Raw genomic sequence first — 25649 nt, forward strand, 5'->3', positions numbered from 1 at the left:
AGTGGGCGTTACTGGTACGAGATCGTGTACATCACGCTCGAATTGGCCGCGCCGGCAGTTGCGATGCCGGTTGCCTTGTACTCGGCGAAGTAGGGCAGTGTTGCCGCGCCGTTCGAAAGGGCGACCGGGTAGGAGTTCTGCAGCGAGTCGGCAAAGCCGGCCTTGATCTCCGAGCCGTCCAGGCCGTTCAGCAGGGCGATCTCGACGTTTTGCGCGCCACCCGCGTCCAGAATCAGATATCCCGTTGCCGGATCGGTCGTGCCGCCCGATTCGAAGAACGTGTGAACGTTACCTGTACCCGGCGTGCACCCCGTCAGCGCGATGTTGAACGGAGTGCGGCCGGCGGACTGGCCTGCGGTGGCCAGCGAAGACGCCGATACCGTCGGCAGCGCCACGGAGAAGTTGTTCGTGCCGGTGCTGCCGCCGTTGATGGTGCAGGTCTGGGCCGTGATGTTGCCGGTAAAGGTGATGGTGCCGTCCGCGGCGTGCGAGGCCAACGGCAGGGCCGCGATCATCGCAACGGCTGCGGAGATCATCGCGGAACGATTGAGTTTCATCGGTAGTCCTCTATTTCGTGCTTGGTAAATCAACAAAAAAGGGACGCCTGCAGTCGCCCCGAAACGATTTTCTTTTGGAAAATCAACAGCGGGACAATTATTGACTATTTCAGATCGATTTTTTATCAGATAATTCCTAAGTTCCCTGATAGGTTCTTAGGATCGATCGCCTAACTACGCGTGATTGCTCAGAATCCGGCGTGTTGGCGAGTGCGGAAATGCTCACCGTGCTCATCGCTTTTCAAGGGGCCAACAAAGCCTCGTTTGCCAACCCCAACAGCCGTACCGCATTCTCCTTGAGCACGAACGGCCGCACTTCAGGCTTGATGTCCAGCGTGGCGAAGTCCTCGAGCCAGCGATCCGGCCGGATCAGAGGAAAGTCGGAAGCGAACAGCACGCGCTGGCGTAACAGCGTGTTCGCATATTTGACGAGTTCGGCCGAGAAATATTTCGGCGACCAGCCGGACAGGTCGATATAGACGTTGGGCTTGTGCAACGCGATGGAAAGCGCCTGCTCCTGCCATGGCCACGACGGGTGCGCGATCACGATCTTCATGTCGGGGAAGTCAGCGGCCACGTCGTCGAGATGGATCGGCTCCGAATATTTGAGCCGCAGTCCGCCGCCGCCATGCATGCCCGAGCCCATGCCGGAATGGCCGCTGTGAAAGACCGTGGGCAGACCATATTCGGCAATGACTTCGTAGAGCGGATACGCAAGCCGGTCGTTCGCGAAGAACCCTTGCATGGTCGGATGAAACTTGAAGCCACGCACGCCGTGCTCTTCGATCAGACGTCGCGCTTCGCGAGCGCCCAGTTTGCCTTTGTGCGGATCGATGCTCGCAAAGGCGATCATGATGTCGGCGTTCTGCTGCGCGAAGTCGGCGATCTCTTCGTTAGCAATGCGGCGGCGCCCAATGTTCGCCTCGCAATCGACAGTGAACATCACGAAGCCGATGCGGCGTTCGCGATAGTGCTCGATCGTCTCGGGAATCGTCGGCCGGCGGCCTTGTTTGAGCACTGTGCCGAAGTACTTATCCGCCGCGTCGTTGAATTCCTTCGCGAAGAGGTCGGGCGGTTGGCAGCACGACACTTCTGCGTGCACGTGCGTGTCGATGGCCACGAGTTGGTCAAGGTTCAAGCGTGTCTCCGGTGTCGACCAGCGTTAGCGCTTTAGCGCTTACGCTGGTCCCATGCAAAGCTGTCGACCAGAGTTGGCGCTTTAGCGCTTACGCTGGTCCCATGCAACGCGGTCGACCAGAGTTGGCGCTTTAGCGCCTACTTTGGTCCCATGCTTCAGCACTTACGCATGGTCCCATGCAAGATGGTTGCGGTTTTTATCGCGGTTGCGCGGCGTGCGCCGCCCAAGTGGCCCCGAGTGGCCCCGAGTGGCCCCTACGCCGCGCGCAGATTGCGCACGCAGGCGTGCAGCAGCAAGCGCAAGGTGTGCGGCGTATCGGCTTGCTGATCGTCGAGCATCGCGCGTTCCACGTGATCGGCCGCATCGTCACATTCGTCGAGCAAGGTCTTGCCCGCTTCGGTAAGCGAGAGCAGCACGACACGCCGATTCATCGGATCGCTTTCGCGCATCACCCAGCCGTTCGCTTCCATCGTCTTCACGACCTCGTTGGCCGATTGCGGCGTGATGAAGGAGCGCTCGGCAATCTGTGCGTTCGACGAACGGCCGCGTGCGCGCAATACGGATAGCGCCGTGTACTGCGGCAGCGTCAGGCCGTGGCGCGCGAGCGCTTCCGAGAGCCGGCGCGACACGACGCGGTCGAGCTGGCCGATCAGATAGCTCAGGCTCATCGGCGCGACCGCATGCGGGCTGCCTTCGGCAAGCCGCGCACGCGTGGCGCGCGTCGTCGCGGCGCTGGCTGAAGTTTTGCTGGTCATCGCTGGAAAGCCGTTTACGGGTTTGTACCAAAGTGAACATATTCTACTTTACTTATCAGGCAGCCTGATAGTAAATTGAGTTCAAGCCGCGTGTGCGGCATTGTCCACGGAGAACACGAAATGAGTTATGAGGGTCGCTGGAAAACGGTCAAGGTCACGGTGGAAGGTGGCATCGCATGGGTTGCGTTCAATCGTCCCGAGAAGCGCAATGCGATGAGCCCGACGCTGAACAGGGAAATGATCGACGTGCTGGAGGTGATCGAGCTCGACGCCGAAGCGCAGGTCGTGGTATTGACCGGCGAGGGCTCGGCCTGGACGGCCGGCATGGATCTTAAGGAGTACTTCCGTGAAGTCGACGCCGGTCCCGACGTGCTGCAGGAGCGCATTCGCCGCGACGCGAGCCGCTGGCAATGGCAGCTGCTGCGCATGTACTCGAAGCCGACCATCGCGATGGTCAACGGCTGGTGCTTCGGCGGCGCATTCTCGCCGCTCGTCGCATGCGATCTGGCGATTGCCGCCGACGAAGCCGTGTTCGGCCTGTCGGAGATCAACTGGGGCATTCCGCCGGGCAACCTCGTGAGCAAGGCGATGGCAGATACCGTGGGCCACCGCGAGGCGCTTTACTACATCATGACGGGCGACACGTTTACCGGCCAGCAGGCTGCGAAGATGGGGCTCGTCAACCGGAGCGTGCCGCGTGCACAACTGCGTGAGGAGACGCTCGCGCTGGCCGCGAAGCTGCTCGACAAGAACCCGGTCGTGCTGCGCAACGCGAAGCACGGCTTCAAGCGTAGCCGCGAGCTGACGTGGGAACAGAACGAAGACTATCTATACGCGAAGCTCGACCAGGCGAACTATCGCGATCCAGAGGGTGGCCGCGAGCAGGGCCTCAAGCAGTTCCTCGACGACAAGAGCATCAAGCCGGGCCTGCAGACGTACAAGCGCTGAGCGGCGGCGCGATACAGAACGGACAGAGGAGACGAAAAACATGCATGAAACTCCGCTGCTGATCGACGGCGTGGCACGCCCGGCGTCGAACGGCAAGACCTTCGAGCGCATCAATCCGGCGACCGGCCAAGCCGCCACGCGCGCCGCTGCGGCGACCCCCGAGGACGCCGATGCGGCGGTTTCCGCCGCGGCGCGTGCGTTCCCCGCGTGGGCTGCGCTCACGCCCACCGAGCGGCGCAGGCGCCTGCTCGCCGCGGCCGACCGGATGGACGCGCGCACCCCGGAGTTCATTGTCGTGGGCGCCGCCGAAACGGGCGCGATGGCGAACTGGTATGGCTTTAACGTGATGCTCGCGGCCAACATGCTGCGCGAAGCGGCCGCGATGACCACGCAGATCGACGGCGCGGTGATTCCGTCGGATGTGCCCGGCAGTCTCGCGATGGCCGTGCGTCAGCCGTGCGGTGTGGTGCTCGGTATGGCGCCCTGGAATGCGCCCGTGATTCTCGCGACGCGTGCGCTCGCGATGCCGCTTGCGTGTGGCAATACGGTGGTGCTGAAGGCTTCCGAGGGCTGCCCTGGCGTTCACGCGCTGATTGGGGAAGTACTGAACGAGGCGGGGCTCGGTGAGGGCGTCATCAATGTGCTCACGCATGCGCCCGAGGACGCGCCCGCGATCGTCGAGCGTCTGATCGCGAATCCCGCCGTCAAGCGGGTGAACTTCACCGGCTCGACGCGCGTGGGCCGCATCGTCGCGCAACTGTCGGCACAGCATCTGAAACCGGCGCTGCTCGAACTGGGCGGCAAGGCACCCGTGCTCGTACTCGACGATGCCGATCTCGACGCGGCCGTCGAAAGTATCGCCTTCGGCGCGTTCTTCAATCAAGGGCAGATCTGCATGTCGACGGAGCGCGTGATCGTCGAGCGCAAGGTCGCCGACGCGTTCGTCGACAAGCTGGTGGCCAAGGCGCGCACGCTGAAGGCCGGCGACCCGACACAGCCGGGCTCGATCCTCGGCACGCTGGAGAGCGAGGCGTCCGCGCGGCGCATCCGGGCGCTGGTGGACGACGCACGCGAGAAAGGCGCGCGCCTGCCGCTCGGCTGTGAGGTGAGCGGCGCGATCATGCAGCCGACCATCGTCGAGAACGTCACGCGCGACATGAAGCTGTATGCCGACGAATCGTTCGGGCCGGTCGTGACGGTGCAGCGCGTGGATGGCGACGAAGAGGCTCTGCGCGTGGCGAACGACAGCGAGTACGGATTGTCGGCGGCGGTGTTCAGCCGCGATATCGGACGCGCGATGAACGTGGCGAAGCGCATCGAATCGGGCATCTGCCATATCAACGGGCCGACCGTGCACGACGAAGCGCAGATGCCGTTCGGCGGCGTGAAGGCGAGCGGGTATGGGCGCTTCGGCAGCAAGGCGTCGATTGCCGAGTTCACTGATCTGCGATGGATCACGGTGCAGACCGGGCCGCGGCACTATCCGATCTGAGATCGGCGAGCCGAATTCGGTGATTCGAATTCGGTGAGCCGAACCGGCGGTCTGCGTGAGCCGCAGAACACGGCCGCGCCCAGCATACAAGAGACAATGCCGCTCGTCCGTGCATGGTGGACGACGCGGGGACCAGAGTAAGCGCTTTGCATGGGACCAGAGTAAGCGCTGAAGCGCCAACTCCGATCGACCGCTGAGGGCCTGGAGTAAGTGCTTTGCATGGGACCAGAGTAAGCGCTAAAGCGCCAACTCTGGCCGACAGCTGAAGCGCTAACTCCAGTCAAACCTCAGCATGGGACCAGAGTAAGCGCTGAAGCGCTAACTCTGGTCGACACAGGAGACAGGTTTTGGAATCGGACCAATGCCACGCAAACGGTGGCGCGCCAAGGTACCGGCGCGTCGCCCTCGGTTCTGTATCGCCACGCATCGAGCGGCGCGGCGAGTGCTGGTACATGCAATCGCACGAGCCACTCGGCGCCTATCCCGAGCGCTTTACCGACCGCCTCTCGAGCGGCGCACGCGCCCATCCCGAGCGGTTGCTCGTCGCGCGGCGCGATGCGAGCGGCGCGTGGCAAGGTATCACTTACGCACAAATGGTCGAGCACGCACGCGCGATCGCCCAGGCGTTGCTCGACCGCGGCCTGAACGCCGAGCGGCCGGTGGCGATTCTCTCGGGCAACAGCCTCGAGCATATGCAGATGGCGCTCGGCGCGATGTGGGCGGGCATCCCTTACGCGCCGATATCGCCTACCTATTCGCTGATGTCGGGCGACTACGGAAAATTGCGTCACGTGCTGGGCTTGCTCACGCCGGGCCTCGTGTTCGCCGATAACATCGACGCCTACGCCGCTGCACTCGACGCGGTGCTGCCCGAGGGCATCGAGCGTGTGAGCGCCGCGCCGTCCGCACGCAACGTCACCGTCACCGTCACGCGCTTTGCCGCGCTGCTCGATACGCCGCTGCGCGACGAGCAAGCCGCGCATGCTGCCACGAGCGGAGACACCATCGCCAAGTTTCTCTTCACGTCCGGCTCGACGCGCATGCCGAAGGCCGTGCCCACGACGCACCGCATGCTGTGCGCGAACCAGCAGATGCTGCTCGAAACGTTCCCGCAGTTCGGTATCGAGCCGCCGGTGCTGGTCGACTGGCTGCCGTGGAATCACACGTTCGGCGGCAGTCATAACGTCGGCATCGCGCTCTACAACGGTGGCACACTCTACATCGACGACGGCAGGCCAGTCACAGGCCAGTTCGATGAAACCTTGCGCAACCTGCACGAGATCGCGCCGACGATCTACTTCAACGTGCCCAGAGGCTGGGAAGAGTTGACCGTCGCATTGGAGACCGATGCGGCGTTGCGCGAGCGCTTCTTTTCGCGCGTGAAAATGTATTTCTTCGCGGGTGCGGGTTTGTCGCAAGCAGCCTGGGAGCGACTGGAACGCGTGACGCTCGCGCATTGCGGCGAGCGCATCCGCATCATGTCGGGACTTGGCATGACGGAGACGGCGCCATCGTGCCTGTTCACGACTGGCCCCGTCTCCGGCGCGGGTTATCTGGGTCTGCCCGCACCGGGTTGCGAGACCAAGGTGGCGCCCGTCGACGGCAAGCTGGAGGTGCGCTTTCGCGGTCCAAACGTGATGCATGGCTACTGGCGCAGCGCGCCGGACGCCGCGCACGAAGTGTTCGACGACGAAGGCTACTACCGCACCGGCGACGCGGTACGCTTCGTCGATCCGTCTCGCCCCGAACTCGGTCTCGCCTTCGACGGACGGATCGCCGAGGACTTCAAGCTCAGCTCGGGCACCTTCGTGAGCGTCGGGCCGATGCGTGCGCGCATCGTTACAGAGGGCGCGCCATACGTGCAGGATGCCGTCATCACCGGGATGAACCGCAACGAAGTGGGCGCGATGATCTTTGCGCGGCTCGACCCGTGCCGCCAGCTCGCGGGCCTCGGTAGCGGCGCGAGCGCTCAGGACGTGCTGGGCGCGCCGTCCGTGCGTGCGTTCTTTGCCGAACTTGTCGCGCGCCTGAACGGCGGTGCAACGGGCAGTGCGACGTTTATCGCGCGGGTGCGATTGCTGGCGACGCCACCGTCGCTCGATCTGGGCGAGATCACCGACAAGGGCTCCATCAATCAGCGTGCGGTATTGCAGAATCGCGCAGAGCTGGTCGACGCGATGCATGCGGCCGGTACGGACGACCCGGATGTGATCTACGCACGCGAGCCTGTCCGTTCCAACGGCAAGTAGTCATGACGTGGGGTGCTGCCAGGCAAACGCGAAGCAAGGCACCACCTCACTACTTTTACCTCGTGCCCGACTGCACCGCAGCCGGGCATCACCGAACTGGGACTTCGAGTGCAATGACATAGTCATGCACCGTTCGGCGCCAGCCTTTCTCGAAGCTCCCTTCTTGCCCCGTCGTGCCGCACGTATCGACACCTGCACTGAGTCCCGGCGCTGAGTCTTTTATCTCCGCTGTCTGCCTGCCCACTTTTCGCGCCTATTCCTTTCATTGAATTAACCTGATAATTTAGTTCACTCGGGCGTACCGCCGTTTGAACCCACCAACTGTCAAATGCGCAGGTCATGGCTTTCAGCGAACCAAGGTCTCCATTTTTCAAGTGGGTCGTGTCGTCCGCTCAAGACCTGAGTCCGGACAACCGGCAGATCCTGCTCGCCAATTTGTTCACACGAACGGCATCGATCGCATTCGCGTCGATTTGCGAAATCAGCGTTTGCGCAACCGCTTTCTACCTCTATCCGATTCCCCTTTACGCAGCATGGGGTATCGCTGTCGTCGCACTGCTGATGGTCCGCCTGGGGTTAATCTGGCTATGCAGCCGACTTGGCGCGCAGAACCGGCCAACGCCCACTTCAGCGTTCCTGTTCGCGAGCCTGCTGTGGAGCGTGCTGTTCGGATTCGGCACATTACTGTGCAATATCAGCGGAAATCCGACCCTTTTCCTGCTCGGCAACGTTTGTGCGGTCGGTGTGATCGGCGGCTTGGCCGGACGCAATGCGGGCACTCCGCGGCTTGCGATGTTGCAGACTTCCTTCATTCTGGGTTTGCTGGGAGTTGGCGCGGCGCTCTCGCCAGGCAATGGCAAACTCGTGTTGCTGTTTCAGGCGCCGTTCTGTGCCGCCGGCTTCTTCACCGTTGCGCTGCGCAGCAATCGCGATACCGTCGCGTTGCTGCTGGCGCGCGAAAACAGTCATCGTCTCGCCCGTCAGGACAGTCTCACCGGCTTGCCCAATCGTGCGCGCATTAGCGAGTTGCTGCTGGAGCGCACAGGCACGAACGGGGTGTACCACGATCGGAAGTTTGCAGTTCTGCTGATCGATCTGGACGGTTTCAAGGCGATCAATGACAGCCTGGGCCACGCCGCCGGCGATCAGATCCTGCAGGAAGCGGCGAACCGGTTGCGCGAAATACTGCCGGGCGGCGATCTGGTGGGACGCCTCGCCGGCGATGAATTCGTCGCCATCGCCGACGGCATGGAGCAGGCTCGCGACCTGCGCATCCTGGCCGACCGCATCGTCAAGACGCTCGCTCGCCCGTTCGCATTGAGCGAAGCGCTGGTGCATATCGGCGCGAGCGTCGGTGTTTCGCTGTATCCCCAGCATGCGAAAGCGGGACCGCAATTGCTGATCTGCGCCGACCGGGCGTTGTATGCGGTCAAACGCAGCGGCAAAAGCGCATTCGCCATTTTCGATGCCGACAGGCACGTCTCGGACGAAAGCCTGAGCCTTCTGCGTAGCGACCTGGAAGGGGCGCTGAAGTCATTCAGCGGTTTGCGCATGGAGTATCAGCCGATCATCGATCTCGGCGATGGCACCGTGTCCGGTCGCGAGGCGCTGATGCGCTGGACCCATCCGACCCGCGGCGAGCTTTCGCCTTCCGCGTTCATTCCGACCGCCGAGCGGACTGGCCTCATTCTGGCGTTGGGCGAATGGGCGCTGCTGCAGTCGTGCTCGGACGCGGCGACGTGGCGAGACGAGGTGGCCGTCGCGGTCAATGTATCGCCGGTGCAATTGCGCGAAGAATCGTTTGCCTCGACGGTCGCGGCAATACTTCGGAAAACGAAACTTCCGCCGGGGCGCCTGAATATCGAGGTCACGGAAACGGTGCTATTGAAGGACGATGCAGTCACCCAGCGCAACGTCGCGAGATTGCGCGCATTGGGCATTGGCCTTGCACTCGACGATTTCGGCACCGGCTTTTCGACCATGTCGACCCTGGTGCGCTTTTCGTTCGACAAGCTGAAGATCGACAGCTCGTTCGTCAAGGAAGCTGTGCATGGACGGGAATCCGCCGCGGTGGTGCGCGGCATCGTCGCGCTGGCCCGGGAAATCGGCATGCCAACCACGGCGGAAGGCATCGAAACGCAGGAACAGCTCGATTTTGTGCGCCTCTGCGGATGCACGCATGCACAGGGCTTTCTGCTGGGCAGGCCGGTGCGCAACGACGAGATCGTCCAGATCGGCACGAGTTTTACCGTGAATCCGGTGAATAAGGCCGCGAATGCGGGTCGTTGAAGTTCAATAGCGGGGCAGACATGGAACCCACACTGCAATTCCAGCTCAGGATCACCGTCGCGCCCGGACTGGCCGATGCTCTGCGCGCCGACCCCTCGTGTAGCGCGCATGCCGCGCTGCGCGAGATTCTGCTTAGGCATGACGCCACGCTGAAGTGTCAGTTCGATGCGTTCGCGGACTATGTGAGCGAGGCCGAAAGACTGGGGACGGAAAACTATCCGCTCTATCAATGGACCCGGGATACGATCGGCAATCCGGAGAAGAAAGCCAAATATCTGCAATCGTTCACGATCTACGTCAGTGGCAACGAGGTCTACGGCAAAGATATCGCAGATGTTATGGAAACCGAACTATTACAGCTGGTCGACGAGAATGGAATAAGCCGCGTATTCCGGTTCGATACCAATCCCGCGAATAGTCCACAGCCGCCCAGTGGTTAGTGGTTACTCGAGAGTGACACGAGCGTGACACGAAACACGCGACGTCGCAGCCTTTCAGTTCCCTGGCGACGACAGTAAATCGTTATTCCCATTTGACATTTGGCGACACGGCGTCGAGTTCGTGAGACGATGCCATTTCACTTTTTTTGTGGAGCGCGAGATGGGACTCTTGGACGAAGCAGGAAAGATTGCGGGGGCGTTCGCCGCCGTTGAAGCGGCGGAGAAAGTGGATCCGGAAGCCGGTCTGCTGACGAAAGGCGTCGCCGCGATCGCCGGTTTTGAAGGTGCCGGCAAGCTCGAGTCGATGATCGAAAAGAAAGACGACGAAAAGCAGGAGGACGCCGGCAACGCTCAAGCCACTGATGACACGAATCCGCAGGCATGAGTGAATGCAGCGTTGTCGGTCGTGCGCACTCGGGTTCAGAAGTGCGATGCGCCGACAACGCTGCGCCGCTTATTCGCTTTACTGCCACAACTTACTGCCGCAACTATTCCAGAAGTCTGCAGCCGCCTTTAAAGGCTCTTTGCCGTTCGCGATGGTGATCCACGCCTGATCGACGCCGCCGCGTCGAGCCGCTTCTTTTTTTCCCGCGCTGTTGTTCTGTCCTTCCCGACTCCCCACTCCCGCCGACAGCGATCGCGCGTATCCGGCTGTTTCATCCCCTTGTCATGGCCTTAAAGCTAGCATCACGAGTCGCATCCATCGCGCACTCGCCAGTTTGACAGGCAGCTTGGTCAGTCGCTTCGGCCGACGTGCGGTCCGACGCTCAGAGCCGCCACGCGTCGCCGTCGGGAAAGTGATGCTTGTCGAGCGACGCCGCATGCATCTCGATGCTGTACCCCGGCCGTTGCGGCGGCATATAGCGGCCATGGCGGATCACCACGGGATCGACGAAATGCTCGTGCAGGTGATCGACGTATTCGAGCACGCGGTTCTCCAGCGACGCCGACACGCAGATATAGTCGAACAGCGAAATATGCTGCACGTACTCGCACAATCCGACGCCGCCCGCGTGCGGACACACCGGCACGCCGAACTTCGCCGCCATCAGCAGCACGACGATCACCTCGTTCAGTCCACCGAGGCGGCAACTGTCGACCTGGCAGAAGTCGATTGCGTGCGCCTGCAGCAGTTGCTTGAACATCACGCGGTTGTGGCAGTGCTCGCCCGTCGCGACGCCGATCGAACCGAGCCGCTGTCGAATCGCCGCGTGCCCGAGAATGTCGTCCGGACTGGTGGGCTCTTCGATCCACCACGGGTCGAACTCTGCCAGACGCCGCATATTCGCGACCGCCTCATCGACGTCCCAGACCTGGTTCGCGTCCATCATCAGCTTGCGGTCCGCGCCGATCTCATCGCGCAGGATGCGGGCGCGCCGTACATCTTCATCGAGATCGCCGCCCACCTTCTGCTTGAAATGCGTCCATCCCTGCGCGACACCCTCGCGCGCAAGACGGCGAATCTTCTCGTCGTCGTAGCCGAGCCAGCCGGCCGAGGTCGTATAGGCGGGATAGCCTTGCGCAACCATTTCTTCTTCGCGCACGTGTTTGGTTTTGGCGTGGCGGCGCAGCATCGCGAGCGCTTCGTAAGGCGTGATCGCGTCCGTCACGTAGCGAAAGTCCAGACAACGCACCAGTTCTTCCGGGCTCATATCGACAAGCAGCTTCCAGACCGGCTTGCCGACCGCTTTTGCCCACAGATCCCACACGGCATTGACGACGGCCGCCGTAGCCAGATGAATCGCGCCTTTCTCGGGGCCAATCCAGCGCAGCTGGCTGTCGGACGTGAAGGCGCGCCAGAATGCGCCCATATTCGCGGCGATATCTTCGAGCCGTTTGCCGACGATGAGCGGCGTCAACGCATTGACCGCCGCCACGCAGATTTCATTGCCGCGCCCGATCGTAAACGTCAGGCCGTGGCCCGTGAGCTTGTGCGGTGAATCGGTGTCGAGCGTGACGTAAGTGGCCGAGTAATCCGGCGCGGCGTTCATCGCGTCGGAGCCGTCTAGCGAGCGCGAGGTGGGAAACCGAATGTCCCGAACGGACAGCCTTGTAATCGTTGTCATCTGAGCACCCTCCGGGAGCTATGACTATCGGCTTGCATCCGCGAGCGAGGACCCGCGGGCGGAGACGGACCAGCTAGATACGAACAGGCGTGCGTGGATTCGCGTACGGGTGCGATGAACGGTAAGCGGGTGCAGTAGGCATTTGCACGCGTTGACAACGCGGATTCCACTTCCTAGCATGCTAGCATGTCTTCTCGAAATCAAGCGCGCCGTGAGTTCTTCATCCGATCAAGCGAGTGTCGCCGGCAACCCGTATGTCGCACTGCAAAAGATCAAGGGCGGCGAACGCGGTAGCTTGACCGACGCGGTGGAACAGGCGCTGAGAGAAGCGATCGTGACCTCGGCGTTGGAACCCGGAATGATGATCGACAGGATGGCGGTCTGTGAACGGATGGGCGTATCGCGCTTTCCGGTGTCCGCAGCATTGGCGAGGCTTGCGCATGCGGGTCTCGTCGAGGTGTTGCCGCAGCGCGGCACGCGCGTCAAACCGATCGCGCTCGACGACATCCGCCAGCATCTGTTTATCCGCAGCGCACTCGAAGTCGAGACAGTGCGCCGCGTTGCACTCATGCACGATCAGGCAACGCTCGATGCATTGGCAGTCAATCTCGACGAGCAGCGCACCATGGCTGGGAGCGGTCAACGTCTTGCATTTCATGGACTCGATCTGGTTTTTCACGAAATCCTGCTCGACGCGGTGAAGCTGCCGCGAGTGAAGGAAATTGTCGCGGTGTCGCGCAACGCGCTGGATCGCGCGAGGCAATTGCTGGCCAGTCCTGAACGGCTCGTGCATACGCTCGAGGAGCATGAGCGCATATTCGAAGCCATTTGCACCGGCAACGCCGACGCGGCTGCGAAAGCGATGCACGACCATCTCGATCAGGTGGTTGCTGAATTGCACCGGTCCGCGAAAACCAGACCGGACCTGTTCGAGCCATAGTGACGCGCGCCGCACACGATCGGAATGCGTTGAACTTCAACCACTTGTGCGCAGCATCGTAGAAACGCTGAACATTGCAATAGAGGGGCTTCAGCATGTGTCTGGCTTCACGTTGCGTTTGCATTCCTGAAGAGCGCCGGCGTCCAGCGCGATTGCGCCCGGCGTCACGCGCCGAAACCAGTGGCCAGCACACAGCTGTCGGCGGTTGCGCACCATGAACGCACTCATCTCCGTCAACAAGCTCAGCAAAAGCTTTCCCGGCGTCAGAGCGCTTCACGAAGTCCAGTTCGAGCTCACGGCCGGCGAAGTCCACGCGCTGATGGGCGAGAACGGTGCCGGCAAGTCGACACTGATGAAGATTCTCGCGGGCGTCTATACGCGGGATTCGGGTGAGATTCTCTATGACGGCCAGCCAGTCGAGTTTCTGAGTCCGCGCGAGGCGCAGGCTGTTGGCATCGGCATCATTCATCAGGAACTTCAACTGATGAATCATCTGAGCGTTGCGCAGAACATTTTCATCGGACGTGAGCCGCGCGGACGTCTGGGTCTGCTGCTCGACGAAGACAAGCTCAATGCGCAAGCGCGCGAGATTCTCGCCCGCATGCACGTGAACCTCGACCCCCGTACCCTGGTTGGCACGCTCACGGTCGCCAGTCAGCAGATGGTCGAGATCGCCAAGGCCTTGTCCTTCGACTCGCGCGTGCTGATCATGGACGAGCCCACCTCCGCGCTCAACGACGCCGAGATCGCCGAACTGTTCCGCATCATCCGCCAGCTCAAGGACCGCGGCGTCGGCGTCATCTACATCTCGCACAAGATGGATGAGCTCAAGCAGATCACCGATCGCGTCACCGTGTTGCGCGACGGCGAATATGTGGCCACCGTTCCCACTCAACAAACGAGCGTCGCAACCATCATCGGCATGATGGTCGGGAGAACCCTGGCCGACGTCGAACCCGTTCAGGGCGCCGCGGTCAGCGGCGACATCGCGCTCGAAGTGCGCAATCTCACCGCCGGCCCGCTTGTGCGGGACGTCAGTTTCGAACTGCGCAAAGGCGAGATATTGGGCTTTGCCGGCCTGATGGGCGCGGGCCGTACCGAGGTCGCACGCGCGGTGTTCGGCGCCGACCCGGTCGAATCCGGCGAGATTCTGGTGAAGGGCGCGAAAGCGTCGATCAAGCGGCCGAGCGATGCCGTCAAGCGCGGTATCGGCTACCTCTCCGAAGACCGCAAGCGCTTCGGTCTTGCGACGGGCATGGATGTCGAATCGAACATCGTGATGTCCGATCTCGGCAAGTTCCTGTCGTTCAACCTGTTCCTGCGCCGCGCGCAGATACGCAAGCGGGCTGCGCATTTCATCAAGCTGCTCGCCATTCGCACGCCGTCGGCGACGCAGCCGGTGCGGCTTCTGTCGGGCGGCAATCAGCAGAAGATCGTGATTGCGAAATGGCTCGAGCGCGACTGCGACGTGCTGTTCTTCGACGAGCCCACGCGCGGCATCGATGTCGGCGCGAAGAGCGAAATCTACAAGCTGCTGCGCGCGCTCGCGGCGCAAGGCAAGGCGATCGTGATGATCTCGTCGGAGCTTCCTGAAATCCTGCGCATGAGCGACCGCATCGTCGTCATGTGCGAAGGCCGTATTACCGGCGAACTGCTGGCGAACGAAGCGACGCAGGAGCGCATCATGCACCTCGCGACGCAGCGCGAATCATTGAAGGCGGCACGTGCCTGAAAGGGTCCATGACATGACAACGCAATCGGATATGGCAACACTTGATAGCGAAAGACGGTCCTCCGGCTGGAGAGCTCGCGTCTTCGCGCCCACTACCCTGCAAAAGCTGCTCGCGTTCACGAGCCTGATTCTGCTGCTGGTCTTTTTCAGCTTTGCCTCGTCTGCTTTCATGCAGATGGACAACATCCTCGGCATTCTGCAGGCGACCGCGGTGAACGGTGTGCTGGCGATCGCCTGCACGTTCGTGATCATCACGGGTGGCATCGACCTGTCAGTCGGCACGTTGATGACCTTCACCGCCGTCATCTGCGGGGTATTCCTCACCTACTGGCATTTGCCGATGTGGATGGGCATCATCGCGGCGATCGGGACGGGTGCGGCCTGCGGAACCATCTCGGGGACGCTGACCGCGAAAATGAAAATCCCGCCGTTCATCGCCACGCTCGGCATGATGATGCTGCTCAAAGGGCTGTCGCTCGTGGTCTCGGCGGACAAGCCGATTTACTTCACCGACACCGAAAACTTCTACATGATTTCGCAGGACTCGCTGATCGGCTACTTCCTGCCCAGCGTGCCGATTCCGAACGCGGTTCTGATCCTGTTCTTCCTCGCCGTGGTGAGTTCGATCATGCTCAATCGCACGGCGCTGGGCCGCTATACGTTCGCACTGGGCAGCAACGAAGAAGCCGTGCGGCTTTCCGGCGTCAACGTCGATCGATGGAAGATCGCGATTTACGGCGTGGGTGGTGCGATTTGTGGCGTGGCCGGCCTGCTGATCGCGTCGCGTCTGAATTCGGCGCAACCGGCGCTCGGCCAGGGTTACGAGCTGGAAGCCATCGCCGCCGTCGTGATCGGCGGCACCTCGCTCAGCGGCGGCTCGGGCACCATTCTGGGCACGATCATCGGCGCTTTCATCATGAGCGTGCTGACCAACGGGCTGCGCATCATGTCAGTCGCCCAGGAATGGCAGATCGTGGTGACAGGTCTCATCATCATTCTCGCGGTCTATGCGGACATCTTACGACGCAGGAGGAGCTGACGCACAGCGGAAGAAGAGCAGAAGAAGCGCAGGAGAGGGCAGCACTCAGAGGCTCCCTCAACGGCAGCAGGTTGATGCCCACCTTAGGAGGAGATCCCATGTTGAAGAGAAGACTAATCAGTGTCGTGGTCGGTGTTGGCGCGCTCGTCGGCGGAACCAGTCTGGCGTATGCGGATGAAGCCTACATCCCGCTTATTTCGAAGGGCTTCCAGCACCAGTTCTGGCAGGCCGTCAAATCGGGCGCCGAACAGTCCGCGAAGGCGAATAACGTCAAGATCACCTTCGAGGGTCCGGAGACGGAGGCGATGGTCGACAAGCAGATCGACATGCTGTCGGCCGCACTGGCGAAGAAACCTCAGGCGCTCGGTATCGCGGCGCTCGACAGCAAGGCGGCCATTCCGCTCCTGAAGCGGGCGCAGAGCAGCAAGATACCCGTGATCGCATTCGACTCCGGCGTCGACAGTGACATTCCGCTGACCACCTGCGCGACGGACAATATCGCCGCCGCCGCGCTCGCCGCCGACAAGATGGCCTCGATGATCGGCGACAGCGGAGAGGTCGGCGTGATCGTGCACGATCAGACGAGCCGCACCGGCATCGATCGCCGCGACGGTTTCGTGAACCAGATCAAGTCGAAGCACCCGAACGTCAAGATCGTCTCCGTGCAATATGGCGGCGGCGACCATCTGAAGTCGGCGGAAATCGCCAAGGCGATGATGCAGGCCAATCCGAATCTCAAGGGCATTTTCGGCGCCAATGAAGGTTCGGCGGAAGGTGCGGCGATCGGCGTCAGGGAGTCGGGCAAGAAACTCGTGCTGATCGGCTTCGACTCCGGCAAGGAACAGAAAGAGAACATCATGTCAGGCCTGATGGCGGGTGCCATTACGCAGAACCCGGTCGGCATCGGCAAATGCACTGTCGATTCCGCGGTGAAAGCGTTGAAGGGCGAGAAGTTGCCGAAGAAAATCGACACGGGCTTTTACTGGTACGACAAGACCAATATGAATGATCCAAAGATTGCGGCCGTGCTTTACGACTGAACGACATTGGCAACGCGTGATGAAAGAGGAAGAGTCGGTGCTCTTCCTCTTTTGTTTTTCAGCAGCGCATGCCGGACAGCGATGCAATGCACGACGATGCAAATTCGGCTCGGCATCCTGATGGCGCAACGCACGCAGATCGCATATTCAGCAGACGATTCATGCAATATCGCGCTGATCGAAGTAGAGCGGCAGACTCATTGTCCCTTTTTCCAGCGTGTCCTAGACTCAGACTGGCGAGCGCGTCTCAGCGATACGGTTGACGCAGTGGCAAACATCGCGGAGCGGCACTCTCGACTGTCGGACCTTACCGGGGCCAACGCCGACCACGCCTGGTCGTTTGCAAGCCTGGGTTGCCGTCGGGATACCCTCGCGGCGATCTGCGAGGAGGCACGCGATGCTGCACACGCCGATTACCCAACGAGCGCTGTCCAGAGAACTGCTCGATGTCCTGATCCGCGCCGGACTCATTGTGGTTCTGGCGATATTCTGCTTTCGGATCTTTGTACCCTTCCTCGATCTGATGGTCTGGGCGTTGATCCTGGCGATCACGCTTTATCCGCTGCACGCGAGGCTGCGAGCGAGGTTCGCGAGCAAAGATGGGCTGATCGCCACGCTGATCATCGTCGTTGCGTTCGCCGTGATTCTCGTGCCGACGTATATGTTGGGCGCCGCGGTGGCCGACTCGCTCGAGCATGTGATGACGATGTTCAGGAGCGGGAGCTTCCGCATTCCGCCGCCCGCTGACTCGGTGGCCAGCTGGCCGCTGGTGGGCCAGCGCGTGTACGACTTCTGGCAGCAAGCCTCTACCGATCTCACCGGTATCGCGCACAGGTTCGCACCTCAGCTCAAGGAGGCGGGCCTTGCGCTGCTCGGCATGGTCACCGGCCTGGGCGCGGGGATGCTGATTTTTTTCGTCGCGCTGATCGTCGCGGGCATTCTGATGGCTCACGGCGAGACGGGGCATAGAAGCGCGCTGCAGATCGCTTCGCGCATCTCCGGTCCTGAGAATGGCCCGCAGATCACGGATCTTTGCACGGCGACCATCCGCGCAGTCGCTCAAGGCGTGGTCGGCATTGCGTTCATCCAGATGCTACTGATTGGCGTCGCCTTCGTGGTGATGGGCATTCCGGGCGCGGGCCTGCTGGCGCTCGCCGTGCTGCTGATCGGCATCATGCAGTTGCCCGCCACGTTGATCACAGTCCCTGTGATCGTATTCGTGATCGTGACGGAGGGCGTCAGCGTGGCGACGATCATTTTCTCGGTCTATGTGTTCGTTGCCGGACTCGCCGACAATGTCCTCAAGCCATTGCTGCTCGGTCGTGGCGTCGCGGTGCCGATGCCCGTCGTACTGATCGGCGCGCTCGGCGGCATGGTGTCGGGTGGCGTCATCGGGTTGTTCATCGGTCCCGTGATGCTGGCGGTTGGGTATCAACTCTTCTGGCGATGGGTACGGGATCAGCCGCAGACGGTGAAGTCAAAAGAAGAACAGCACACCTGAAGCCGCCGGGACCGCGCCGTGTCGCCAAACTTGCGTCGATACTGGATACTCCTCGTCGGGACGGTTTGCCTGAGCGCATGTATGCGTGTGGGACCGGATTTTCATACCCAGCGTGAGAGCTGGAGTGAACACTGGACCAGCGCATCGGTCGAGCAGGTCACGCAGCAGGAAGTGCAGCCCGATTTTCGCCAGTGGTGGCAGATTTTCGGCGACGAAAATCTCGACCAACTGATGGCGGAGGCCGACGCGCACAACGGCGACCTGAAGATTGCCGGTCTGCGCGTCATCGAGGCCCGCGCCCAACTGGGCATTGCGCTCGCAGGACGCTACCCGCAGGTGCAGCAGGCCAATGCCGATGTGCTTTACTCGGCGCGCAAGCGCTCAGATGGATTCAATCCCCGCTCGGGCGCTTACTGGCAGTACGCCGCGAGCTTCAGCATCGGCTGGGAGCTGGATTTCTGGGGGCGTTTCGCCCGCGCGATCGAGTCGGCCGACGCCTCGTTCTTTGCATCACAGGCCAATCGCGAAGACGTATTGGTCCTGCTGCACGCGCAAGTCGCGGATACGTATTTCACGCTGCGCACGGCCCAGGCCCGGTTGCGCATCGCACGTGAGAACGCGCAGCTGCAAAAGCGCAGCTATGCGATCACGCAGCGGCTCTTCAAGAGCGGCGAAAGCGACGAACTGGATCTCCAGCAGGCGAAGACGCAGTATCTCGGCACGCTGAGCAGCATCCCCGACCTGGAGAGTCAGATCGTGCTCGCGCGCCATGCGCTGTCCGTGCTGCTGGGCCGCCCGCCTGGTCCATTGCCGGAGCTGGATGTGCAGCCGGGCAAGGACGGCGTGATCCCGCTAGTGAATCGCGCGGTGCTTCAGGACGTGCCCGCCAATCTGCTTCTGCGCCGCCCCGACGTTCGCGCCGCCGAGTTGCAGATGGCCGCTCAGTCCGCGCTCATCGGCGTGGCGAAAGCCGATCTGTATCCGTCAGTATCGTTGCTGGGTTCGCTGGTCTGGAGCGCCAGTTCGCTCACGGGCGAGCCGAGCACGCTCTCTGTGGTGGGCGGGCCGAGCGTCACGTGGAACCTGTTCGATCACGGCAAGATCACGAACAACGTGCGCGTGCAGGACGCCCGTCTGCAGCAGTTGACGGTCACCTATCAGAATAGCGTGCGTGAGGCGGCACGCGAGGCCGACGATGCCGCCACCGCGCTGATCGCCGCGTTGCAACGGGACACGATCCTGGACGACGCGCAGGGGGCCGCGCGGCGCTCACTCACACTCGCCAATACGATCTATCGGGAAGGGTACTCGGACTTCGAGCGGGTCCTCGATGCGCAACGCGCGTTGTTCGCCCAGCAGGACGCGTACATCGTCAACCGCAGCAACGCGGTGGGCAGTCTGATTGCGCTATACAAGGCGCTCGGCGGAGGCTGGTATACGGCGCAGCCGCTCGTCGATCCGGCCACCCGCGAGCAGATGCAGCAACGCACCGACTGGGGCGACCTGCTAAACGAGTCGACCCTGCCGTCCGCCACCGCCAGTCCGTCCACAGGTTCGCCTCGATGAGCGACACGCCCGAGCCTTCCACCGCCGCGCCGCCCCCCTCGGCGCCTGCCGCCGATCCATCGGGCAAGGCGGTGAAGTGGGTCGTCGGGCTGATCGTCGTGAGCCTGATCTGGTATCTGCTCGCCGACCGGTTTACCCCTTATACGCAACAGGCGCGCGTCCAGGCCTACGTCGTACCCGTGGCCGCGGAAGTATCGGGGCGAGTAATTCGCGTGCTCGTGCACAACAACCAGGAAGTCAACGCGGGCGACGTGCTGTTCGATGTCGATAGCGAGCAATACCGGATCGCCGCCGATCGTGCGCGGGCCGATCTCGAGTCGACGCGCCGGCAGATCGGCGCGAGCACGGCCGGGATCGATTCGGCGCTCGCGTCGTTGCGCGCGGCCATCGCGAACGAGGTCAAGGCGCGCCAGGACAGCGAGCGCCTCGAAAAGCTATATCGCGAAGACGAGGGCACGGTCTCGCTGCGGCGCCTGGAAGTGGCGCGTGCGACGTACGAGCAGGCCCAGAGCCAGGTTGTCGCTGCCCGCGCCGAAGTGGAACGTGCGCGTGAACAGCAAGGTGGCCGCGATACGGAAAACGCGCAGTTGCGCAGCTCCGCCGCCGCGTTGGAGAAGGCCGAACTCGATCTTGCCAACGCCCGGGTCAGGGCGCGCTCGGCGGGCGTCGTGACGGATCTGCGCACCGAAGTCGGCCAGTTCGCGGCGGCGGGCAACCCGGTCATGACGCTGATCGCGATCCGCGATGTGTGGGTCAGCGCGGACATGACCGAGAACAACCTTGCACACCTCCAACCGGGCACGCCAGTAACCATCGCGCTGGATGCGCTGCCGGGCGAACTGTTCGCCGGGCGGGTGCGCAGTATCGGCTATGGCGTGAGCGTGGGCCAGAGCACGCCGCCCGGCACTCTGCCGACCGTCCAGAACAGTCGTGACTGGCTGCGACCCGCGCAACGCTTTCCGGTGATCGTCGAGTTCGAACCGGGTGAACGTGCGCAGCTTCGCAACGTTAGAGTAGGCGGCCAGGCCGAGGTGATGGCGTTCCCCACGCAGGGCAATCCGCTCAATCCGCTCGGCAGAGGGTTCGCACGGGTGATGAGCTGGCTCTCGTATCTCTACTGAGGATGCTGAGGATACCTATGCAAAACAGGCTCCAGTGTCTCGGGAAGCGCGCGCTGCGCGTCGCCACAGGGACGGCGCTGTGTCTTGCCATCAGCTTCGCGCTGGATCTGCCGATTCCGGTGATCGCGCCGGTGTTCGCCTTCTTTCTGCTGGCTACGCAGAACCGGCCGCTATCGCTCAAGGCGGGACTGGGCCTCGCGCTGGTCGTCGCGCTGACGATGGGCACCGGCCTGCTGCTCGTTCCGTTGCTTCGCTATTACCGGTTCACGGGCGTGCTGCTGGTTGGCCTCAGTCTGTTCTTCGCTTTCCGCTACGGTCTGCGCGGCGGCAACAATCTGGTCGCGACGTTCCTGGCGGCTGGCCTGACGATGATCTCGGCCGCGGGCGTCGCCGATCTGCAACTCGCCGTGACAGTCGTCGGTGCTCTGGTGAAGGGGCTTCTGCTTGCGGTGCTGGTGGCGGCGATAAGCCACTCGCTGTTTCCGGAGCCGTTGAGCGAACGCGCGCAGCCGGTCGCGCAGAGCATGCCGGACGATCAGACTATCCGGCTCGCGCTGCGGGCCACGCTGGTGGTGATGCCTGCCTGGCTGCTGGCGATGAGCGACCCGGCCGGCTACATGCCGATCATCATGAAGTCCGTCAGCCTTGGCCGCCAAAGCTGCACGACCTCCGCCCGCGGTGCGGCGCGCGAGCTGCTCGGGTCCACGTTGCTCGGTGGGCTGCTCGCGATCGCGTTCTGGTTCGCGCTCAGGCTGTTCGTGAATCTGTGGATGTTCTATCTGTGGATGCTGCTGTTCGGCTTGCTCGTGGCGCGCAAGCTCTATGGCCTGAGCCGCACGCGTTACTCGCCCGGCTTCTGGCTGAACAGCTTCGTGACGATGATCATTCTGCTGGGGCAATCGGTGCAGGACAGTGTGGCCGGCAAGGATGTCTATCGCGCGTTCGCGGTGCGCATGGGGCTCTTTCTACTGGTTACCGCGTACGCCTGTCTGGTGCTGCAGCTTTTCGAGCGACGCGCTCGCCGGCGATCCTTCACGTATTCCTGAGAGGTGTACTCATGGCGCGAGGCAGAAGTGAACGTCCCGTGCCCTTGCGGGCACGCGTGATCATGCAGGAATTCGGCAGGACGCTCTGGTACCTGCGCGCGATCCTTGCCGGTCTGCTGATCCTGTTCATATTGCTGACGATCGGCATGTACCACTTCGGGGGCCCTGTCGAGACGGTGAACCGGACGCCGTCGCCGTGGTGGGAATCCGTGTACTTCTGCACGATCACGGCGCTGACCATCGGTTATGGCGATGTGGTGCCGACCACGGCGTTCGGCAGGATCGATGCGCTATTGCTCGGCATGATCGGCGTGCTGATGACAGGGCTGATCACAGCGGCAGCCGTCCGGGGTGTGCACGAAGCCGCGCGCCGCGCGGGTGTCGAAGAATAGCCGCGACGTGGATCGGATGATGGCTCAGGGTTGCTGCGAGGCGGTGCCGGATGCGCCGAGGTAGTCTTCGACCGCACTGCCCACGGTCGGATGAAATCGTTCGTCGCCGATCAGTTCCGTCAGCTCGAAGCGCTTGAGCTTGTCGCGCACGGGATCCTTCAACTCGGCGAAATGCAAGGCGATGTCGCGCTCGCGCAGCATCCGGATCAGCTCACGCAGCATGTCGGCGGAGGTCACGTCCACACTGGTCACGGGTTCGGCGGCGACCACGATTCGACGCACGGGCGTCGGCGACTGATCGACCGCTTCGAGCAGGCACTCCTGAAAGAACTCGGCGTTGGCAAAGAAGAGCGGTGCATCCCAGCGGAACAGCAGCAGCCCGGGAATGCGCGTGGCCTGCGGATAGCGCTCGATGTCATGATATCCGCGTACGTCTTCCACGCGGCCGAGAATCGCGAAATGAGGCCGCCAGCCGTCCCACAGAAATTCGATGACCGCGATCACCACCGCGATGCCGATGCCGGGAATCGCACCAAAGATCGCGACGCCGGCAAAGCAGACGATGGACAGCCAGCACTCCCAACGCTGGATGCGATAGATACGTTTGAGGTCGTCGATTTCGAACAGGCCGATAGCCGAGGCGATGACCACTGCGGCCAACGCACTGTTGGGCAGGAACCGCATCAGATTCGGTGCCGCCAGCAGAAGCGCGGCCACAGCCAGTGCGCCCACGACGCCGGTCAATTGCGTCTTTGCGCCCGCTGCTTCGGCGACGGGCGTACGCGACGAACTGCTGCTGATCGGGAAACCCTGGAAGAAGCCCGCTGCCAGGTTGGCTGCGCCCAGACCCACCATCTCCTGGCTAGGATCGACGCGATGATGCAGACGTGCTGCGTACGTTCGCGATAGCACGCTGGTGTCCGCGAAAGCGATCAGCGCGACCGTACCGCCGCCGAGCACGATCTTGATCAGGTCGGCGCCGCTTGCCCACGGCATCACGAAGGAGGGCAGCCCTTGCGGAATTTTGCCGAGTACCTTCACGCCGACGTTATCGAGGTGGAGCAGGCTGACGCACAGGGTCGCGAGAACAACGGCGATCAGAATGCCTGGCACCTTCTCGAAGCGTTTGAGCAAGAGAATCAGAACCAGCGTGGCCGCGCCGACGGCGAAGCTGTACCAGTTGGCTTTGCCTTCGGTGATCTGCCCGGCGAGGCCCCACAGGTCTCGCAGGGGGCCTGCTTCATCGATGCGGATGGCGAAGAGCTTGGGCAATTGACTGATCACCACGACAGTCGCGATGCCGTTCATGTAGCCATATCGAATAGGCTTGGACAGCAGTTCGGTAACGAAGCCCAAACGGAATATCCCCATCACGATGCAGAGCAGGCCGGAGACGACGGCCATCATGCTGGCCACCGCAACGGCGCGCGATGGATCGCCGGCGGCCATGGTCGCGACGATGGCGAGTATCGGTGCCGCAAGGGCGGAGTCGGGACCGAGGACGAGGATCCGGCTGGGACCAAAAACGGCATACGCTAGCAGCGGAATGATCGTCGCGTAGAGGCCGTACACACCGGGGACGCCAGAAGCCGCGGCATAGGCAATGCCGACAGGCACCAGCATGGTGGTCAAGACCAGGCCGGCGGCCACATCCTTTGGCAGCCAACTGATCTGATATTCCTTCAGCATGACGAGGCCGGGCAGCCAGCGCAACCATCCATGCGCCTGGTTATCGGAATGCCCGCCGTGGGACACTGACCTGTCGGTTTGCATGTTTTGAATAGGAGTAGTTAGTCGAACCGTGTCGCGCGGATCATTGGATAAGTACCGTCTCCCACAGCTAGAATAGTTCAGGCATGCAAAAGACGACAGGAACGAGTGAGTCATCGGCACGGCCGATGTGGCGTCGCGGTTGCGGCGACTGAAGCACTGGCAGCCGATGTTTTCCCTCGAATGTTCAGTTCAATGTGGCAAGCGTTTGTGCGTTGCAGGGCGTCGTTTTCAATTGAGGAGAACAACGATGACTCAATCGACCAGGCGGCAATCTCACGCGGGCGAGCGGGGCACCTTCAAGGGCTTTCTTTTGGTCGGCGTCTGCGCTTGCCTGCTGACCCTGACGGGATGTCCGTACTATGGTCCGTACTATGCGGCGCCGCCAGGTACCGTCGTCACGGCACCGGCCAGCTTCAATCGATCCTTTTCCGCTGCGGCGGGCGCAATGCGCGATGAGGGCCTGGCGCTTAACGTCCAGGACCCAGGCAGCGGCAACATCGTGGGCGAACTCAACGGTAGCGTCGTGACAGCGACCGTGCGCCAACAAGCCGATGGCAGCGTAGTCGTCCAGTTCAACTCGAGCAACACGCGCGACCCCACGCTGCTCGATCGCATCTCGCGCAGCTACGATCGGCGTATGGGACGCTGAGCATCTCCGCCACGAAGGGCGATACGGGTGATACCGCTCGCTCCAAATTCCCTTCCCATCGCGCCGCGATTATTTTGTTACAGGTCTTACCGAGGCGAGCCCGGGCGGTTACAAAGCCCTTTCGGAAGACGGGCTATACTCGGCGCCGTCTCAAGAAAACCAAACACCTCCTATGTCGAAGAAAATCATTCAGATGGTTGCCGTTGCCGCGTTGACTGCTGCGGCATCGTTGTCGGCGATGGCCGGCGATATGAACAACATGCTTGGCGGCGCGCTCGGCGGTGTGGCCGGCGCTGCGGTGGGTGGCGCGGTAGGCGGCAGCACGGGTGCCGTGATCGGCGGCGCGGTGGGCGGCGGTGCCGGTGGCGCGGTCACATCGAACCGCAGGGAGCGCACTGGTGCGATCATCGGCGGCGCGCTCGGCGGCGGCGCGGGCACGGCGGCCGGCAATGCGATGGGCGGCCGCGCGGGCGGTCTCGTCGGCGCGGCGGTGGGCGGCGGCGCGGGTTCGGCGCTCGGCGGCAACATCTCGCGTTCCAACTCGTACGCGAACGACGACTACTCCCGCAGCTATGGTTCGAACCACCGCCATCACAAGCATCGTCACTACGATTAAGCGGTCAGTTTGCAGGCGCGTTGCGGCGTAGCGCTTCGCGTCACTTCAGTTCATTTCACTTCACTTCACTTCACTTCACCTGGCGCGTGCGGCGATGCTCCGGCCGCACTCGCTCTCTCACTGCGCTTCAGCGATGGGCAACGCGTCGTCGTGGCCCGCATCGTCGGGCAGCGCGACGCGCCCATTTCGCTGCATCGCGCACGCACTCGACATAGCGCGTCATCGCCCGATCATCGCGCGTGGATTGCTGCGACATCAGCCTGCTTTGCTACCATGTAAGCCCGCGAGTGCTTTTGAACC

22 protein-coding genes are annotated in these 25649 nt (G+C 62.4%); 17 read left to right on the forward strand and 5 right to left on the reverse strand.

What is annotated here, in order from left to right; genetic code table 11:
* Positions 1 to 8 precede the first annotated feature (8 nt).
* From BN2475_RS02195 to BN2475_RS02205, 3 genes are all read right to left on the reverse strand, one after another.
* On the reverse strand, positions 9 to 557 hold the full coding sequence (locus BN2475_RS02195) for a fimbrial protein (RefSeq protein ID WP_094777932.1): 549 nt from the start codon (positions 555 to 557) through the stop codon (positions 9 to 11).
* A 241-nt stretch (positions 558 to 798) separates the two neighbouring features.
* A complete protein-coding gene (locus BN2475_RS02200) occupies positions 799 to 1695 on the reverse strand; it encodes an amidohydrolase family protein (protein WP_094777933.1) in 897 nt (298 codons plus the stop codon).
* Between the two features lie 254 nt (positions 1696 to 1949).
* On the reverse strand, positions 1950 to 2450 hold the full coding sequence (locus BN2475_RS02205) for a MarR family winged helix-turn-helix transcriptional regulator (protein WP_094777934.1): 501 nt from the start codon (positions 2448 to 2450) through the stop codon (positions 1950 to 1952).
* Positions 2451 to 2570: 120 nt separating this feature from the next.
* Here BN2475_RS02205 and BN2475_RS02210 point away from each other — a divergent pair, with 120 nt between their 5' ends.
* The 6 genes from BN2475_RS02210 (at position 2571) to BN2475_RS02235 (ending at position 10253) form a co-directional block, all read left to right on the forward strand.
* Positions 2571 to 3398: a p-hydroxycinnamoyl CoA hydratase/lyase gene (locus BN2475_RS02210; protein ID WP_094777935.1), complete on the forward strand. Its 828-nt coding sequence runs from the start codon at positions 2571 to 2573 to the stop codon at positions 3396 to 3398.
* 40 nt (positions 3399 to 3438) lie between these two features.
* Positions 3439 to 4890 (forward strand): aldehyde dehydrogenase, encoded by a 1452-nt coding sequence (locus tag BN2475_RS02215; RefSeq protein WP_094777936.1) that lies wholly within the window; start codon positions 3439 to 3441, stop codon positions 4888 to 4890.
* 347 nt (positions 4891 to 5237) lie between these two features.
* Positions 5238 to 7139: a feruloyl-CoA synthase gene (locus BN2475_RS02220; protein ID WP_094777937.1), complete on the forward strand. Its 1902-nt coding sequence runs from the start codon at positions 5238 to 5240 to the stop codon at positions 7137 to 7139.
* 339 nt (positions 7140 to 7478) lie between these two features.
* The gene (locus tag BN2475_RS02225; RefSeq protein WP_094777938.1) at positions 7479 to 9428 is read left to right on the forward strand and encodes a putative bifunctional diguanylate cyclase/phosphodiesterase; all 1950 of its coding nucleotides are present in this window, start codon (positions 7479 to 7481) and stop codon (positions 9426 to 9428) included.
* A gap of 20 nt (positions 9429 to 9448) precedes the next feature.
* Positions 9449 to 9868: a hypothetical protein gene (locus BN2475_RS02230; protein ID WP_094777939.1), complete on the forward strand. Its 420-nt coding sequence runs from the start codon at positions 9449 to 9451 to the stop codon at positions 9866 to 9868.
* Positions 9869 to 10028: 160 nt separating this feature from the next.
* Positions 10029 to 10253, forward strand: a complete 225-nt coding sequence (locus BN2475_RS02235) for a hypothetical protein (RefSeq protein ID WP_094777940.1) — start codon at positions 10029 to 10031, stop codon at positions 10251 to 10253.
* Between the two features lie 382 nt (positions 10254 to 10635).
* Here the strand turns inward: BN2475_RS02235 and BN2475_RS02240 are convergent, their stop codons facing one another.
* On the reverse strand, positions 10636 to 11934 hold the full coding sequence (locus BN2475_RS02240) for an L-fuconate dehydratase (protein ID WP_094777941.1): 1299 nt from the start codon (positions 11932 to 11934) through the stop codon (positions 10636 to 10638).
* A 178-nt stretch (positions 11935 to 12112) separates the two neighbouring features.
* On the opposite strand from BN2475_RS02240, the gene BN2475_RS02245 reads away from it, so the two are divergent.
* From BN2475_RS02245 to BN2475_RS02285, 9 genes are all read left to right on the forward strand, one after another.
* Positions 12113 to 12874 (forward strand): GntR family transcriptional regulator, encoded by a 762-nt coding sequence (locus BN2475_RS02245; RefSeq protein ID WP_094777942.1) that lies wholly within the window; start codon positions 12113 to 12115, stop codon positions 12872 to 12874.
* 214 nt (positions 12875 to 13088) lie between these two features.
* Entirely contained in the window at positions 13089 to 14606 is a 1518-nt protein-coding gene (locus BN2475_RS02250; protein WP_094777943.1) for a sugar ABC transporter ATP-binding protein, read from the forward strand.
* A gap of 13 nt (positions 14607 to 14619) precedes the next feature.
* Positions 14620 to 15645 carry an ABC transporter permease gene (locus tag BN2475_RS02255; RefSeq protein WP_094777944.1) on the forward strand — a complete coding sequence of 342 codons (1026 nt, stop codon included), beginning with the start codon at positions 14620 to 14622 and terminating at the stop codon, positions 15643 to 15645.
* 98 nt (positions 15646 to 15743) lie between these two features.
* Complete coding sequence (locus BN2475_RS02260; protein WP_094777945.1) at positions 15744 to 16685, forward strand: ABC transporter substrate-binding protein; 942 nt, start codon at positions 15744 to 15746, stop codon at positions 16683 to 16685.
* A gap of 397 nt (positions 16686 to 17082) precedes the next feature.
* On the forward strand, positions 17083 to 18186 hold the full coding sequence (locus tag BN2475_RS02265) for an AI-2E family transporter (protein ID WP_094777946.1): 1104 nt from the start codon (positions 17083 to 17085) through the stop codon (positions 18184 to 18186).
* An 18-nt stretch (positions 18187 to 18204) separates the two neighbouring features.
* Positions 18205 to 19752 (forward strand): TolC family protein, encoded by a 1548-nt coding sequence (locus BN2475_RS02270; RefSeq protein WP_094777947.1) that lies wholly within the window; start codon positions 18205 to 18207, stop codon positions 19750 to 19752.
* Positions 19749 to 20873: an HlyD family secretion protein gene (locus BN2475_RS02275; RefSeq protein ID WP_094777948.1), complete on the forward strand. Its 1125-nt coding sequence runs from the start codon at positions 19749 to 19751 to the stop codon at positions 20871 to 20873. Before BN2475_RS02270 ends, BN2475_RS02275 begins: the two co-directional genes overlap by 4 nt.
* A gap of 17 nt (positions 20874 to 20890) precedes the next feature.
* On the forward strand, positions 20891 to 21919 hold the full coding sequence (locus BN2475_RS02280) for a DUF2955 domain-containing protein (RefSeq protein WP_094777949.1): 1029 nt from the start codon (positions 20891 to 20893) through the stop codon (positions 21917 to 21919).
* Between the two features lie 11 nt (positions 21920 to 21930).
* Positions 21931 to 22311, forward strand: coding sequence for a potassium channel family protein (locus BN2475_RS02285; RefSeq protein WP_094777950.1), 381 nt, complete (start codon positions 21931 to 21933; stop codon positions 22309 to 22311).
* A 24-nt stretch (positions 22312 to 22335) separates the two neighbouring features.
* Here BN2475_RS02285 and BN2475_RS02290 read toward each other — a convergent pair whose 3' ends face one another.
* The gene (locus tag BN2475_RS02290; protein WP_094777951.1) at positions 22336 to 24084 is read right to left on the reverse strand and encodes a SulP family inorganic anion transporter; all 1749 of its coding nucleotides are present in this window, start codon (positions 24082 to 24084) and stop codon (positions 22336 to 22338) included.
* A 247-nt stretch (positions 24085 to 24331) separates the two neighbouring features.
* On the opposite strand from BN2475_RS02290, the gene BN2475_RS02295 reads away from it, so the two are divergent.
* Positions 24332 to 24733, forward strand: a complete 402-nt coding sequence (locus tag BN2475_RS02295; RefSeq protein WP_094777952.1) for a hypothetical protein — start codon at positions 24332 to 24334, stop codon at positions 24731 to 24733.
* 172 nt (positions 24734 to 24905) lie between these two features.
* A complete protein-coding gene (locus BN2475_RS02300) occupies positions 24906 to 25349 on the forward strand; it encodes a hypothetical protein (RefSeq protein ID WP_094777953.1) in 444 nt (147 codons plus the stop codon).
* Positions 25350 to 25649: the final 300 nt, after the last annotated feature.

The sequence above is a fragment of the Paraburkholderia ribeironis genome, assembly GCF_900019265.1.
Lineage (GTDB): Bacteria > Pseudomonadota > Gammaproteobacteria > Burkholderiales > Burkholderiaceae > Paraburkholderia > Paraburkholderia ribeironis.

Coding starts and splice junctions, on each gene's coding strand:
- BN2475_RS02250 (WP_094777943.1), top strand. CDS start 13,089: ATGAACGCACTCATCTCCGTCAACAAGCTCAGCAAAAGCTTTCCCGGC.
- BN2475_RS02235 (WP_094777940.1), top strand. CDS start 10,029: ATGGGACTCTTGGACGAAGCAGGAAAGATTGCGGGGGCGTTCGCCGCC.
- BN2475_RS02260 (WP_094777945.1), top strand. CDS start 15,744: ATGTTGAAGAGAAGACTAATCAGTGTCGTGGTCGGTGTTGGCGCGCTC.
- BN2475_RS02225 (WP_094777938.1), top strand. CDS start 7,479: ATGGCTTTCAGCGAACCAAGGTCTCCATTTTTCAAGTGGGTCGTGTCG.
- BN2475_RS02290 (WP_094777951.1), bottom strand. CDS start 24,084: ATGCAAACCGACAGGTCAGTGTCCCACGGCGGGCATTCCGATAACCAG.
- BN2475_RS02295 (WP_094777952.1), top strand. CDS start 24,332: ATGACTCAATCGACCAGGCGGCAATCTCACGCGGGCGAGCGGGGCACC.
- BN2475_RS02275 (WP_094777948.1), top strand. CDS start 19,749: ATGAGCGACACGCCCGAGCCTTCCACCGCCGCGCCGCCCCCCTCGGCG.
- BN2475_RS02195 (WP_094777932.1), bottom strand. CDS start 557: ATGAAACTCAATCGTTCCGCGATGATCTCCGCAGCCGTTGCGATGATC.
- BN2475_RS02205 (WP_094777934.1), bottom strand. CDS start 2,450: ATGACCAGCAAAACTTCAGCCAGCGCCGCGACGACGCGCGCCACGCGT.
- BN2475_RS02230 (WP_094777939.1), top strand. CDS start 9,449: ATGGAACCCACACTGCAATTCCAGCTCAGGATCACCGTCGCGCCCGGA.
- BN2475_RS02300 (WP_094777953.1), top strand. CDS start 24,906: ATGTCGAAGAAAATCATTCAGATGGTTGCCGTTGCCGCGTTGACTGCT.
- BN2475_RS02210 (WP_094777935.1), top strand. CDS start 2,571: ATGAGTTATGAGGGTCGCTGGAAAACGGTCAAGGTCACGGTGGAAGGT.
- BN2475_RS02245 (WP_094777942.1), top strand. CDS start 12,113: ATGCTAGCATGTCTTCTCGAAATCAAGCGCGCCGTGAGTTCTTCATCC.
- BN2475_RS02255 (WP_094777944.1), top strand. CDS start 14,620: ATGACAACGCAATCGGATATGGCAACACTTGATAGCGAAAGACGGTCC.
- BN2475_RS02215 (WP_094777936.1), top strand. CDS start 3,439: ATGCATGAAACTCCGCTGCTGATCGACGGCGTGGCACGCCCGGCGTCG.
- BN2475_RS02240 (WP_094777941.1), bottom strand. CDS start 11,934: ATGACAACGATTACAAGGCTGTCCGTTCGGGACATTCGGTTTCCCACC.
- BN2475_RS02280 (WP_094777949.1), top strand. CDS start 20,891: ATGCAAAACAGGCTCCAGTGTCTCGGGAAGCGCGCGCTGCGCGTCGCC.
- BN2475_RS02265 (WP_094777946.1), top strand. CDS start 17,083: ATGCTGCACACGCCGATTACCCAACGAGCGCTGTCCAGAGAACTGCTC.
- BN2475_RS02285 (WP_094777950.1), top strand. CDS start 21,931: ATGGCGCGAGGCAGAAGTGAACGTCCCGTGCCCTTGCGGGCACGCGTG.